The organism is Prevotella sp. C0209C1 (assembly GCF_056583855.1).
On record NZ_JBWPJP010000014.1, the window covers coordinates 1 to 14,498 of the forward strand.

Genomic DNA, 14,498 nt, shown 5'->3' on the forward strand with positions numbered 1-14,498 from the left:
CGGAAAAAATCATCCTGCAATTTGAGCTATAGGATACATACTTCTCAAAATCATCCTGCAAAATGAGCTATACGCCTATTATTTCTATGAATAAAAGTTCTGTAATATTATGGAAAGAAGCACAACGCTTGGGGGCTTTTACCATAGAAGATCTTGTAAAGCATCTTTGCAGCATTTACGATATTGACGAAGATACAGCAAAAGCAGATGTAAAAGAATTAGTATATCATTGGGGTGAAATGGGTATTATAGAAGGAGATGACATTCCTGTAGTAACTATTAAGAGAAAGACTGAGGATAAGAAAGATAATCTTTCTAAGGAAAAAGAAAAACAATCTCCTAAAAAAGGCTTTTTTAGAAGATTGTTTAAGCTATAATGTTAGAAAATAATCTTTACTACATTATATAATAGATCTTTATAATTACTTGTTGTAGTGTATAAACATTACATTGTAAGGAGTAATTATAAAGATTTATTTTATATATGTTTTTACAGGTTATTAACAAACCATTCTGCTATTTGTCTTAGCAAGAAGTGGCGTGTGTTACCTCCATGAATGCCATGGTTACGGTTAGTAAAAATGTTTTCCTTAAAGTCTTTATCTGCTTGTACTAACGCTTCTGAATATTCAAAAACGTTTTGTGGGTGTACATTATCATCAGCAAGGCCATGGCATAACAGAAGTTTTGTGTTCATGTTGTGTACACGTTTTATAGGATTTACATCGTATCCTGCTTCGTTTTCTTGAGGGGTGCGCATGTATCTTTCGGTGTAAACAGAGTCGTAAAATCTCCAATCAGTAGGAGGAGCTATAGCTACTGCTGCTTTAAAAACGCGGTTAGCACTTTGGCTAATACTCATTAGCGTGTTAAATCCTCCAAAGCTCCAGCCCCAAATGCCTATGCGATTAGCGTCAATATACGATAGTTTGCCTAACCATTTAGCTGCTTCTACCTGATCTTTTGACTCTAACTCGCCTAACTTCAGATAAGTACATTTCTCAAAATCTGCTCCTCTTGCACCGGTACCTCTACCATCTACACACACTACTATAAAGCCTTTTTGCGATAAATAATAATCGAATAGTCCACCGTTTCCCATAGATCCGATGCTCCAGTTGTCAGTAACTTGCTGACTTCCAGGTCCACTATACTGAAACATTATTACGGGATACTTTTTTGTTTCATCAAAGTTAGCAGGTTTTATCATCCACCCATTGAGTTTTATACCTTCGCTTGTAGTTAGTGAGAATAGCTCTTTTGGGGAGTTTCCAAATGTTTTTAGTTTGTTTTTTAGTTCTTCATTGTTAAGGACTTCGCGTACCATTTCCCCCTTTTTGTCGTAAATGGTGTAGACGTAGGGATTGTTGCGATCGCTCCATGTGTTAAGAAAATATTTATAATCACCAGAGAAATGAGCGATATTCCAGCCCGTTTTAGGTGATAGGCAAGTAACTTTGCCCTGCTTATCTGCAACAAACACATCGCGTGTCATCGGACTTTTTTTTGCTGCTTGATAGTATGTGTTGCCTGTAGCTTCATCGTAGCCATATATAGCGGTAACATCATAGTTGCCTTTTTCTATTTGGCGAATGAGTTTACCATCTTTACTGTATAGATATAGGTGCATATAACCATCTCTATCAGATGGTATTAATATATAGTTTTTCATAATACAGACCCCTGCCATAGCCTCTTCTTTTACATATTTAGGTACACTCTCTTTTATTATTAGAGCACATTTCCCCGTAGTAGGGTTGGCTGCATAAAGATTAAGCTCGTCTTGATGACGGTTCATGGTGTATATTATGATACGTGAGGCATCGCTTGTTGTTTTTATGCGAGGTATATAGCTATCTATAGTTAGTGGGAGATTATACTGCATGGTTTTACCATTTGTTAAGGAATAAGTCCATGCAGTAACTATAGAGTTATCTTCGCCCGCTTTTGGATATTTATATGTGTATAGGCTGGGGTATGTTCTACATTTGCTTAAAGCAGGGTATGCTCCTTGAAAAAGCTGTAAAGAGTATGTCTTTACTTTGCTTTCATCGTATTTTATCCAGCTAAGTGTTTTGCTGTCTGCGCTCCACGCTAAGGCGTTATTAAATCCAAACTCTTCCTCATTGACCCAGTCAGGTAAGCCGTTGATAATCTTGTTAAACTCTCCATCAGATGTTATTTGTTTTTCTTTCTCTCCATCGGTAATAAAGATGTTGTTTTTTCTCACAAAGGCTATATATTTGCTATTTGGCGAGAAAGTAGGTATTTGCTGTGCACCGTTTGTAGATAGCTTACTAAGGCTTTTTGTATTAACGTTATATAGATAGAATTCGGCAGTAAATGACCGTCTGTATATAGGCTCCGTGTTGGTTTGAATGAGCAGTTTTAAGCCATCTTCTGATATTTTATAGTTATCAAATTCTTTTATATTTTCCCCTTTTGTGTTATTTATATCAAAGATAACACCCGTTTGTTTTCCTGTTTTAAAGGAGTATTTTATTATTTTTTTATGGTCTTCTGATATTTGGGCATATTCAGAAGAGCCTTTCAGGGGGTTAATACCTTGGATGTATTTCGGAGCAAAAGAGCCGTTAGTACAATCCTTTAGCTCAATGGGTTCTCCTGCAAAGGAGTGGAGTGTGGTTAATACTGTTGCACACATAAGTAGAAAACGTTTCATATTTTATTTTATTTTATCTATCGCAAAATTACGAATTTATCTCTATAAACTTTTGTATTTAGCATCGAAACAGCTAATTTTGTTCATTAAAAAAATAAATAATAGTTTGGATATGAATTTTGATAAGATAGAAGCTGATAGCCGAAAGATGGAGTTGATACGTGTTTTAGAACATTCTATAGAGCGTCTTTCTTTAGCCGAATTAGAGGCGTTGTATTATGATTTAGTGGCTAAAGATTATATCCGCAAATAAAATAAAGTAAGTTTTTTCTTATGTTTAATAGTCGTAGTAAGGAGATACTCCGTTTAGCTATACCTTCTATAACAAGTAATATTACTATTCCGTTGTTAGGTCTTATAGATCTTGCTATAGTGGGTCATATAGGAGATCAGACGTATATTAGTGCGATAGCAGTAGGAACGATGGCTTTTAATATTATGTATTGGCTGTTGGGTTTTCTTAGAATGGGAACAAGTGGCTTAACCTCGCAGGCTTATGGCAGGAGCGATAGGCTTGAGTGTCTTGCTTTGTTGCTTCGCTCTTTGACTATAGGTTTAGGTATGGGGTGTATGTTTGTGTTAATGCAAGTGCCGTTATGTAAGGGTCTTTTCTTTGTTTTAGATGTCCCATTAGAGTCGGTTTCTTTAGCAAGCACTTATTTTGGTATAGTCATTTTTGGTGCGCCTGCCATGTTAGGGCTATATGGTCTTATGGGTTGGTTTATAGGAATGCAAGATACTCGCACACCAATGCTTATAGCTATATTACAAAATGTAGTTAATATCATTAGTTCGCTCTTTTGTGTTTACTTGCTAAATTGGCACATGGAGGGTGTTGCTACTGGCACGTTGCTTGCCCAATGGTTTGGCTTTCTTTTATCTCTTTATATGGCATATCGTAAGGTTAGGGGCTTACATCTTAAGGCTTTTAGTGTTTCTTATTATAAGAAAGTGTATATTAAGACTATTAAGGGCAAGGCGGCTTGGCTTGATTTCTTTGCAGTAAATAGGAATATCTTTTTACGAACGTTATGTCTTGTTATAGTTAATATGTTTTTTACTAAGGCAGGCGGCTTGCAAGGCACTATGATTTTAGCTGTAAACACTCTCTTAATGACGCTTTTTACTATCTTTTCTTATTTCATGGACGGCTTTGCTTATGCCGCCGAAGCTCTTTCGGGTAAGTATTATGGAGCAAAAGATGTGTCTACTTTACGTTTGTTAATAAAGCAGCTTTTTATCTTTGGAGGTGTTGTTGCCTTGCTTTTTACGGCTCTTTATGCTTTTGGAGGTTTGCGTTTTCTTCATTTGCTTACAAGCGATGATAAGGTAGTATGTTCTGCTTTACCTTATTTATATTGGGCTTGTTTTATACCTATTGCCGGTGTAACAGCTTTTATTATGGACGGTATCTTTGTGGGATTAACCGAAACTAAGGGTATGCTTTGGTCGTGTTTTATAGCAGCGGCTATGTTTTTCTTAGTTTATTTCATGCTTCGTGGTAAGCTTTATAACGATGCTTTATGGCTGGGCTTTTTATCTTTTCTGCTTACTCGGGGCGTTGTAGAGCTTTGGTGGATAAGGCATAATACTGCTATTTGCTCATAGCTAAAAGGCTGCTGTGTTATGGGTGTTAGTAGGGATAGTGGTGTAAAGATGTTTGTTTTATTATTGTATGCAGGGTAGAGGCTTATGTTGGTATGCTTATTTCTCGAAGCAATAGCCAAATCCTTGCCGTGTAACTAAGTTTTTTGCCATAGAGCCTAACTTCTTTCTGATGCGAGTAATGTTTACATCTATTACCCTATCCACTACCATAACATCATTGCTACGTATTGTTTTAAGCAGCTCTTTGCGCGAGAACACTCTTCCGGGGTGTTTTAAAAGGTAGCTAAGCAAGTCGAATTCTGTCTTTGTAAGGTTAATGTTCTTGCCGTCTATAAGCAGAAGCTTTGTGGTAAGGTTTAGCGATAGCGATTTGTATGTTATCAGATTAGCACTATCTGTATTAATATTGTTGTTTCGTCGCAAAACAGCCTTTACCCTTAATATCAATTCGCGCACAGAGAAAGGTTTTGATATATAGTCGTCTGCTCCAAGTGTAAGCCCCGTTATAGTGTCGTTTTCAGTGTCGCGAGCTGTTACAAAGATTATTGAGGCGTTAGAGGTAGTAGGGTTTTCTTTAAGCTTTTGTGATAGCTTAAATCCAGACATCTGCCCCATCATCACATCTAATATAAATAATTGGAACGAAGAGAGGTCGTTGCGAGCTAATACCTCTTCTGCTGAATGGGCTGTTTCTACATCGTATCCTTCCGTTTCAAGATTGAATTGTATTATCTCACATAAGTCTTGCTCATCGTCTACCACTAATATCTTACTTTTTTCCATGAGGGTTATACTTTGTTTTTTGTATTACAAATTTATTAAAAATAATCAGATAACAGAAAACATCATAAAAAATACCTTTCCAAAACTGTTTTATATAATATAAAAATGTTAGAAAAGTTTTTCCTGAAATACGTAAAAAGGATAACTTTGTAGAGTGAAAAGTCTGCCAAAATTGCAGAATATTAAAAATAAAGATGTAATTTTGTCATTACAATGAATACAACTGAACTTCAGAAAATAAAGCAGCGATATAATATTGTAGGTAACAATAAAGAGCTTAATCGTGCCTTAGATGTAGCCTTGCAGGTAGCACCTACCGATTTGTCTGTGCTCATCTTTGGCGAAAGTGGTGTAGGTAAGGAGATTATTCCTCGTGTTATTCATGACAACTCTCCTCGCAAGCGTGAGAAATATTTAGCTATCAACTGTGGTTCCATTCCCGAAGGCACTATAGACAGCGAGCTTTTTGGTCATGAGAAAGGCTCTTTTACAGGAGCTATAGGCGATAGTGAGGGCTATTTTGGCATAGCTAATAAAGGCACTATCTTTCTCGATGAGGTGGGAGAGCTGCCTATGGCTACTCAGGCTCGTTTGTTACGCGTATTAGAAACTGGCGAGTATATACGTGTAGGAGGCACAGACATACGTAAGACCGATGTCCGTATTGTTGCTGCTACTAATGTAAATGTGCGTAAAGCTGTTAGCGAGGGTAAGTTTAGAGAAGACTTGTTTTATCGTTTAAACACCATTCCTATACAGATACCACCACTACGCGACCGTGGAAATGATATTTTGTTACTGTTTCGCCTTTTTGCTATGCAGATGTCAGAGAAATACCATTTACCAAAGGTTGTGCTTTCCGATGAGGCTAAGCAGATAATGTTACAATATAAGTGGCCGGGCAATGTGCGTCAGCTAAAGAACATAACAGAGCAGATTTCCATATTGAGCGAAGATGCAGATATTACCGCTGAGAAGTTATTACAGTTTATTCCGCGCGACCAAGAGAGCACTCAGTTAGCTACTATAGGCTCTGGTAGCTCTCACTCATACGAGAATGAGCGTGAGATGTTGTATAAGATACTCTATGAGCTACGAGGTAATGTAAGCGATTTGAGGCGCGATCTTAACTCTATGCGTAAGCAGTTAGAGGAAGGTGCTGTCCACGCTACACCTTCTTCTTTTACCTCTACACACACGCCCAATGTCCCAGTAGTGGCAAGTAAGGCTCCCCTTGCCAGTGAAACAGCTAACGAAGAAACAGTAGAAGAGGCAGATGCTGAGGAAATATCAGAGCCTTCATCTCTTAACCTAAGCGATATAGGCAGGCAAATGGTAGAGAAAGCTCTTATTCGTAATAATGGTAATCGTAAGAAAGCCGCGCAGGAGTTAGGCATTAGCGATAGGACCTTATACCGCCGTATTAAGCAATATGGCTTAGAGAAATTAGCAAAATAATAAATTAGGGGAAACCAAGAAGCTATGATGAGAATATTCAAGTATATATATAAGGTAACGGGGAAAGAGCTGTTAATGGCTTTTCTATGGTGTGTTATGGTAACAACATTGCTTGCGGCGTGTAAGATAAGTTATAAGTTTAATGGTGCAAGTGTAGATTATGCTAAGGTGCATACTATACAGATAGCCGATTTTCCTATCCGTTCTGCTTATGTGTGGGGTCCGATGGGTCCGATGTTTAATAATGCTTTGAAAGATATTTATGCTAATCATACTAAGCTACAGCAAGTAAAACGTGGTGGCGACTTGAGAGTAGAGGGCGAGATAGTTAGCTATCAGCAGCGTAATAAGAGCATCTCAAGTGAGGGACGTTCCTCTCAAACAGAGCTTTCCATTACGGTGAATGTGAGGTTTACTAACACTACTAACCATAAAGAGGACTTTGAGCGTCAGTTTACAGCCACATCTACGTATGAGTCTACAAAGAGCCTTCAGGCCGTTCAGCAGCAGTTGGTAGAGGAAATGATAAAAAATATTACCGATCAGATTTTTAATGCTACATTAGCTAACTGGTAATAGGAAAAGTTATTTATAATGAACATTACATCTTTAATATCTCATCCAGAGCTTCTTGATAAGGCTACGCTTTATGAGCTACGTAACCTAATAGCCTTATATCCTTATTATCAGCCTGCGAGAGTGTTGCTTTTAAAGAACTTGTTTCTTCTCCATGAGCCTACTTTCGATGAAGAGTTGCGTCGTGCTGCTGTGTATATTACCGATAGAAGGGTGTTGTTTGATATTGTAGAAGGCGTTCATTATCAGTTGATACAAAAAAAGAATGATGCTCATAAAAGTCAAGACGCAGCCCTTAAGAAAGACGATGCAGCCCCTGAAGACCGCACAACGTCGCTCATTGATAGCTTCTTAGGCCAGATACCTGAAGATTATGACAATGCTTCAGGCGGCTCCTCTTCAAGCGAAAAGCCCACTGTGGCTGATGCTACGGTAGACTATGTGGCATATTTGCTAAAGGCAGAAAGCAGCACACCTTCTTCTGAAGAGCAGCAGCTTAAGGGACAAGAGCTGATAGACAATTTTATTAATAACGACGGTGGTAAGATAACCTTGCATAGAGAAGAGGACGACGCTTTAGATAAGGAAGAGGAAAATGTGCCGCAAGAGGACGAAAGCAATGATGCAGAAGATGCTGGTTACTTCACCGAAACTTTGGCACGCATCTATATCAAACAAGGTAGATATTCTAAAGCACTGGAAATTATTACACGGTTAAATTTGGATTATCCAAAAAAAAATCGTTACTTTGCAGACCAAATACGTTTCTTAGAGAAACTTATCATTAATAATAATAAAAAATAATACAGTAGCAGATGTACACTTTATTCATTGTTTTAATTGTAGTTATCGCTCTTTTAATGATTTGTATTGTATTGATACAAGAGTCGAAAGGTGGCGGTTTGTCGTCTAATTTCTCTTCTTCTAATGCTATTATGGGCGTCCGTAAGACTACCGATTTTGTAGAGAAAGCCACTTGGACTTTTGCTGCCTTAATGGTAATAATTAGTATAGCAAGTGCCTACGTTGCTCCTACGGCAAGCACTGATGAAAGCGTTATAGAGAAAGCTGCTACAAGCGATCAGCCTACTAACCCTAACAACTTGCCTAATTTTGGTGCAAGTCAGCAGAAGCAGGCTACTCCTACGAAGCAAGCTGCTCCAATAGCTCCTGCAAAGAAATAAAAAGGATAAGACGTTTTTTTTTTCATATTTATTTTGAGTATTCAAATAAAGTTTGTATCTTTGCACTCGCTTTAGATAAGTACTCAATACGGTGGACGTAGTTCAGTTGGTTAGAGCGTCAGATTGTGGTTCTGAATGTCGTGGGTTCGAGTCCCACCTTCCACCCTGTGAAAAGCAAGTGGATACCTAATATTTAGGTATTCACTTTTTTTTGTTTGCTACCAAGCGTCCTTTCTTAGCTTAGTGTATATAAAAAATAGAGCAGCGGTTTTAGTTTTTTTTATGGATTAAATCGAAAAAACAGCACCTGTGATATTTTCTTAAAAGAAGAAATATAATGTATAAACAGGTAAAAGATATTTTTATTATAAAAAAAGGGTTATTAGCGGTGATTAAAAATAACCTATTTTTAAACTAAAAATAAATTAAAAATGCTACAAAAATAACCTATTTTTGTTATCTATACCTCCTCTGTTCTTCTTCTATATATGCCTTAAATTGTGGTAAAACATGGGGTTTATCACTTTTATAGTTGTAAAGGAAAATATAAACCTTTTTTAATCCTCATTTATTAGGATAGGCGTTTTGTAAAAATACCTACTTTTGGTGATAGCTCTTTTTAAATAGATAGAAAAAAGAACTATACCTTTGCATCAAATTATATTATCAACTAAATAAAAATGTTAAGAAATTTTCGACATCCACAGGTGTGCGGGTTAAGTTTGCGAAAGATTGTGAAGGAAACATTGTTGTTAGTATCCTTATTGTTTTTTAGCAATATGACCTATGCCGGAATTGTGGTTAATCAAGAAAAGTCCGTAATGGCTGCGTCAGATAAGGCGAGTGTCGTTATTACTGTTGTGGACTCACAATCCGGCGATCCTATTCCCGGAGCGGTGATACGTAGTAGCGATTTAGATAATCCTTGTGTAACTGACCAAGCTGGACGTAGTACTTTAGTGTTTAAGCAAAGTACGGGTAAATCAAAAGTTACTGTGTCTTACATTGGCTACAAAAACAGTGTTATTTTTGTAAACATGCAAGACGGTGCTAAGGTTACTGTAAGGTTAAAGGAAGATGCACAGACGTTGAAAGGTGTTACCGTTACTACTCAGCGCAGGCACACTAACACTTTGCAGCAAGCTGCTGCCATAGATCAGAGCGTTTTGGAAAAGGGAGGTGCCACTTCGCTTGCTAAGATGCTGGAAACTATACCTGGTGTTAGCTCTATTAGTGCAGGTAGCACCGTTGCAAAGCCTGTTATACAAGGTATGCACAGTAGCCGTATTTTGCTTATGAATAATGGTGTGAAGCTCGAAAGCCAAAGCTGGGGTAACGACCATGCACCTGAGATAGACTATACTGGTGCCAGTATGGTAGAGGTAGTAAAGGGTGCAGAGTGTATACGTTATGGTTTTGGTGCTATGGGTGGTGTTGTTTTGCTTAACGACGCTCCTTTACCTTATGGGCATAAGAAGCCTATAGTAAAGGGAGTAGCTAATATAGGTTACGATACTAACGCACGCGGTGTGAGCGGTTCAGGAAGTATTGAAGCAGGCTGGAAAAATTTTGGTGTGCGTTTCCATGGCAATTATACCAAAGGTGGCGATTATCATACTCCGGAATATATAATGAATAACACTGGCTATAATAATATAAGCATGTCTGCCTTAGGAGGCTTTGAGAATAAGCATATTACAGCAACAGTGCTTGCGAGCTTGTTTTATCAGCGCGAAGGAATATATTTTGGTAGCCAGATATCAGACCTTACACAGCTTCAGGAGCGTTTCCGCATAGGGCGTCCGTTAGAGTCGTCATTGCAGCCTTTCTCTTATCATATAGGTATACCTTTCCAGCAGTCGCAACACTTTACGTTAAAAGGTGAGGTAAAATATCGTATAGACCCAACTCAGACGTTAGATCTTACGGTGTCTTTCCAAGAGAATTTGCGTCAGGAATATGAAAATCGTATGAAGAAAGAGTGGAGCGTTATACCTATGCAAGACCTTATCTTAAAGACTTATAAGGGCGACCTTTCTTATAAAAAGACGTGGAAGCCTTTCAAGATGTCTACTTTTGCGGGGTTAGCTAACACATATCAGTCTAATTATAATTTCCCTGGTACAAGAAATCCTGCCTTTGTGCCAAACTTTGCTGCCCTTACCATGGGTGCATTCTTGCTGCAAAAGGCTACATTCTTAGAAAAGCTGCAATGTGAGCTGGGCTTGCGTTACGATTTCCGTGTTATGAGTGTAAGTGGTTACACTACGCTAAACGCTTACAACTATTATGACGACTTTAAGGTATATAGTAATTTTACCTCAAGTTTCGCAGCTCATTACCAGTTTAATGACAATTGGGATATGCGTGCTAACATAGGTTGGTCATGGCGTCCACCAGATATTAATGAGCTTTATGCCATTGGTCTTCAGGAAGGTTCTTACTGGGTAGTGGGAAACAGAAACCTAAAGAGTGAGCGTGGCTGGAAGTCTATTTTGGGCGCAAGATATCGTAACACATGGATATCTGTAGAGCCAAGTATGTTTTATCAGCGCATTAATAGCTACATATACGACCATATAGGTTATGGTGTGGATCGTTTTCATAACAGTCCGAGCGGAAAGTATGCTAAGTTTATGTACGACCAAGACGATGTTAGGTTGTTTGGTGGCGATGTAGAGGCTACTGTAAAGCCTGTTAAAGGTTTGAGCGTAGTGGCTAAAGGTGAATGGATTTTTGCTCGTAACGTTACCCGCGACGACTGGTTACCATTCATGCCTTCGGATAAATACGGCTTGTCTACAAGCTATGACATAGCTTTTGGTAAACAGAAAAAGACAGTTGCTTCTTTCTCTTTATCAGGCAATTATGTTACAAAGCAAAACCGTTTCGATCCTAATAAAGATTTGGTACCCGTATCACCAGACCCTTATTTCTTGCTTGGAGCATCGGCTGATGTTACATTTAAGCTGCCTGGCAAGAGAGAGGTTAAGTTTATGTTGATAGGAGACAATATCCTTAATACATTATATAAAGAATATACCGACCGCTTTAGATATTATGCACACGAGCGTGGTATGAACTATTCTTTGCGTACACTAATTAAATTTTAAAGACAATGTTACGATATAAAATATTTATATACTCTATTATTTTAGCATGTGGCAGCTTGTTAACATCTTGCTCTACAGATAAAGTAGACGACTTCTTAAGGGGTGTAGTAAAGGCGCCACCTGCTTCTATCGAGTATAATGGTAAAGGCCACTCACAGATATATTCTGTAAGTGCTGTTCTTAGAATGGGTTTTAAGGGCGGTAACATAAAGGTGGGCAACTTTGGTGCCGACAACAGTATTGATAACACTTACAATCAGGATTCGTATAACATGATAAGTGTTAATACCGATGCCGTAGGCAACTATCCTTTAATGCAACAGATAGAGATTAGCAAGGGCGATGATGGCCAGATGCAGATAACCAGCGAGCGCGACCACTTCGATGTTGTAGCTTTAAACAATGTATATTATGGTCTTGAGCTTACCTATTATGGGGCTAATCACCAGATTATAAACGGTGAGTTTATCCAGTTTTATTATAATAAAAATGGTACTCCAGATTATGAAAACTCTACCTTGGTGCAGCATCAGCATTTCTTTACCATTGGTAACGAGGTGTTAAGACATCGTTACAGCATAGATGGTAAAACAATAAAGAGCGACAGCAAGCAAGGCTTTTATCCACATACCTTGGGCAAAGATCCTGTTTTCTATACAGGCTTTACCTTTGAAAAAGATGGCGATAAGCTAAAGCAATGTGATATTACCACTACTAACGCCGTGCCAGGTCCTTTAGATGGAGATGCTTCAAAGTCAGTTCCATACGATACCACCTTAATAGCAAAGGCTGTTAACGACTTCCCTTCTTTGAAAGATAACACAGCAGAGTGGAATGGTCATAGGTTTTATCAGGCTATTAGTGTGCCTCATGCAGCAGAGTATGCAAGCAAACTCTTTACATACGAGTATCGTGATACCGACCCATTTGAGCATCAGTTAGGCTATGAATACCAAGAGGGTAGTGGCGATGGTGGTGTTGTAACAGATGGTACAAACCATCTTAGACAGCGTCAGGGCGACTTTGTGGAGCTTTTACATCAGATGCGTAAGATAGGTACAGGCAATTCTAACTTCTTAGACCGTATGGGCTTTAAAGGCGTTATGCAGTTTAAGCAGGCTAATACAGAGTTTGCTTTACAGGTTAGCCTGTGTAATATAGTTTCGCAGCAGGCAGCAGAGGGTAATAATAGTAAGATTACTATTTGGCCTAAATATGGTAACGAAGATCCTGAAGATAACGTGAAAGCTCCAGGTATAACTGGCAGTATTCACCAAGGAGCAGAAACAGGTCTTTACAGATTTAATCAGATAAAATCAGAATGGAGCAATCACGACATCGATATTCCTTTAACATTCCGTGTTATAGCCGGCATGAAAGACTGTGAAGACAAGTTTGTGCAAGAAGACAAGTTTGTGCAAGATTTCTCTAAGTATTACCCTAAGATGGGCACTGACCTTATAAAGAAATATTTCTTCTCTAAAGATTATTTAATCTCGAGAAATAGAAAGAATATATTTGTCATGTAAAAAATAGTGCTTATCTATGAGAAGCCTATAAGATATAGACAATTTTAAAGAAGACTTATATATACATATATAAAAAAAACAAAATGAAGAAATATAGTTTTTCGCTCGTTCTCTTGTTGATATTATGCTGCACTTCATGCGATGATTTCGTTTTTGGAAATATGCATATCAACTATACCGAGAACCCGTTGGAACAAAAAGAAGTGCCACATAGTGGTGCTGACGCCATGGTAGATAGCTTGCAAAGGAAAGCTCCATTTACCGAAGATATGAAAGATCCTGATAAGGACGGAGCCTTTCACAACTGGGCACGCTGTGTAGTAATGTTTAAGGAAGGCCATTCACATGGTGATGAGAAGTTTCATGGCAACTATGTTTACCCAGCAGCTCCTTGGCGTCAAGAGGAGTTTGTAGTTGTCGAAAACAACAATACAGATTTTCCTACAGTAAAGGTAGAATGGGAAAAGAGCATACAGACGGTCTTTGAGAAGAAGTTGGGCAAGCCTACCCCCAAGCAACCTTACATTCGCCTTATAGGTGGAGATAAAAACCTTTGGGGTATATGCTTATATTTCTTAGATAAAGATGGTAAGCTGCTTAACGACGAGATATATAAGCATTCTGATGAGTATCAGATATTCTTTACTATCAGCGATGTAGACGATAAGGGCAAAGATTATAAGGTAATGGACTGTAGAGGTACATGGCAGTTAGATAAAAACGGAGAAAATGGCAAAGTAGATCCAACGCCTCTTGAGTCGCCTTATTTTAAGAAAGTAGATGACGATACGAACTTAGGTGATACTAAATTCGAGCGTAGGCAGAACGCTACTAAAAACTTGTTTGAGTATTTTTATCGCGACACATGGCACCAGAATGCTATGGCAGATGGTATGCGCGAGTTTTATAACATTCGTTTGTTACCTCCTCTCGACGCTTCCGATGCTAATTCGTGTGCTACATACGATAAAGACTGTGTAGGCTTAAAAGGGCATATCAACTTTTACTATGAGGCTAATGAGCCTTCTTCTAACTTTAGACCATATATAGATGAGAGAGTAGGGGCAAGTTATACAAACGACACATGGCCTTTTAAGGTAAAAGGTTTTACAAGCGATCACGAAAAGTATTCTCGTCCTTCATACATCTTACCTTATTTTTATCTTTCTGTAAGGGTTATGAAGATAAAGAAAGGTAAAAAGGCTTACATTCCTAAGGCTACCATTGCTAATAAAGAGTTAGACTATGCTGGTTATTGGGACTGGATGAAGAGCGTAAAAGCATGCGCGCCTTTCTATGATCCTTACTGGGACTCTAAGGTAACATCACTCGAAAAGCCAGAATGGAAAGAGCTTACACGCTTTAATATTCCTATAAAGGTGTATTGTAACAGGTTCGATTCCGACCCTACTAACGTTTCTCCTACAGAGCCTTATTATTATTATCTTGGCAAGGAGATAGGTTTAACAGGCGAAGAGGCATACGGGGCAAGCCAAAATGTTAAGACACATGGCTTTGGAGCCTTCGGTAACTGGTTCTTATAAACGAGAGCAGATATAATTAA

The 14,498-nt window shown here is 38.4% G+C and carries 12 protein-coding genes and 1 tRNA gene; 11 read left to right on the plus strand and 2 right to left on the minus strand.

All coding sequences use genetic code 11. The features are described from left to right. Positions 1-86 precede the first annotated feature (86 nt). Positions 87-377 carry a PqqD family protein gene (locus AC1DCD_RS05220; protein ID WP_480349074.1) on the plus strand — a complete coding sequence of 97 codons (291 nt, stop codon included), beginning with the start codon at positions 87-89 and terminating at the stop codon, positions 375-377. A 113-nt stretch (positions 378-490) separates the two neighbouring features. Here AC1DCD_RS05220 and AC1DCD_RS05225 read toward each other — a convergent pair whose 3' ends face one another. Beyond that, a complete protein-coding gene (locus tag AC1DCD_RS05225) occupies positions 491-2,683 on the minus strand; it encodes a S9 family peptidase (RefSeq protein WP_464640199.1) in 2,193 nt (730 codons plus the stop codon). 112 nt (positions 2,684-2,795) lie between these two features. Here AC1DCD_RS05225 and AC1DCD_RS05230 point away from each other — a divergent pair, with 112 nt between their 5' ends. Both AC1DCD_RS05230 and AC1DCD_RS05235 read left to right on the plus strand, forming a co-directional pair. Further along, entirely contained in the window at positions 2,796-2,936 is a 141-nt protein-coding gene (locus tag AC1DCD_RS05230; RefSeq protein WP_008450196.1) for a hypothetical protein, read from the plus strand. Between the two features lie 20 nt (positions 2,937-2,956). After that, complete coding sequence (locus AC1DCD_RS05235; RefSeq protein ID WP_464640201.1) at positions 2,957-4,291, plus strand: MATE family efflux transporter; 1,335 nt, start codon at positions 2,957-2,959, stop codon at positions 4,289-4,291. 96 nt (positions 4,292-4,387) lie between these two features. Here AC1DCD_RS05235 and AC1DCD_RS05240 read toward each other — a convergent pair whose 3' ends face one another. After that, complete coding sequence (locus AC1DCD_RS05240; RefSeq protein ID WP_308532651.1) at positions 4,388-5,074, minus strand: response regulator transcription factor; 687 nt, start codon at positions 5,072-5,074, stop codon at positions 4,388-4,390. Between the two features lie 213 nt (positions 5,075-5,287). Between AC1DCD_RS05240 and AC1DCD_RS05245 the strand changes: the two genes are divergently transcribed. From AC1DCD_RS05245 to AC1DCD_RS05280, 8 genes are all read left to right on the plus strand, one after another. After that, positions 5,288-6,532, plus strand: coding sequence for a sigma 54-interacting transcriptional regulator (locus AC1DCD_RS05245; protein WP_464640204.1), 1,245 nt, complete (start codon positions 5,288-5,290; stop codon positions 6,530-6,532). A 75-nt stretch (positions 6,533-6,607) separates the two neighbouring features. Beyond that, positions 6,608-7,108, plus strand: coding sequence for an LptE family protein (locus AC1DCD_RS05250; protein ID WP_231725366.1), 501 nt, complete (start codon positions 6,608-6,610; stop codon positions 7,106-7,108). Between the two features lie 18 nt (positions 7,109-7,126). Beyond that, positions 7,127-7,912 (plus strand): tetratricopeptide repeat protein, encoded by a 786-nt coding sequence (locus AC1DCD_RS05255; RefSeq protein WP_464640206.1) that lies wholly within the window; start codon positions 7,127-7,129, stop codon positions 7,910-7,912. 11 nt (positions 7,913-7,923) lie between these two features. Beyond that, on the plus strand, positions 7,924-8,292 hold the full coding sequence (secG, locus tag AC1DCD_RS05260) for a preprotein translocase subunit SecG (protein WP_036854542.1): 369 nt from the start codon (positions 7,924-7,926) through the stop codon (positions 8,290-8,292). A 90-nt stretch (positions 8,293-8,382) separates the two neighbouring features. Next, positions 8,383-8,458 (plus strand) — tRNA-His (locus AC1DCD_RS05265). A gap of 613 nt (positions 8,459-9,071) precedes the next feature. Further along, the gene (locus AC1DCD_RS05270; protein WP_100067237.1) at positions 9,072-11,405 is read left to right on the plus strand and encodes a TonB-dependent receptor; all 2,334 of its coding nucleotides are present in this window, start codon (positions 9,072-9,074) and stop codon (positions 11,403-11,405) included. 5 nt (positions 11,406-11,410) lie between these two features. Next, a complete protein-coding gene (locus AC1DCD_RS05275; RefSeq protein WP_464640208.1) occupies positions 11,411-12,934 on the plus strand; it encodes a hypothetical protein in 1,524 nt (507 codons plus the stop codon). Between the two features lie 83 nt (positions 12,935-13,017). After that, complete coding sequence (locus AC1DCD_RS05280) at positions 13,018-14,478, plus strand: hypothetical protein (RefSeq protein ID WP_024992594.1); 1,461 nt, start codon at positions 13,018-13,020, stop codon at positions 14,476-14,478. The last annotated feature ends 20 nt before the right edge of the window (positions 14,479-14,498 follow it).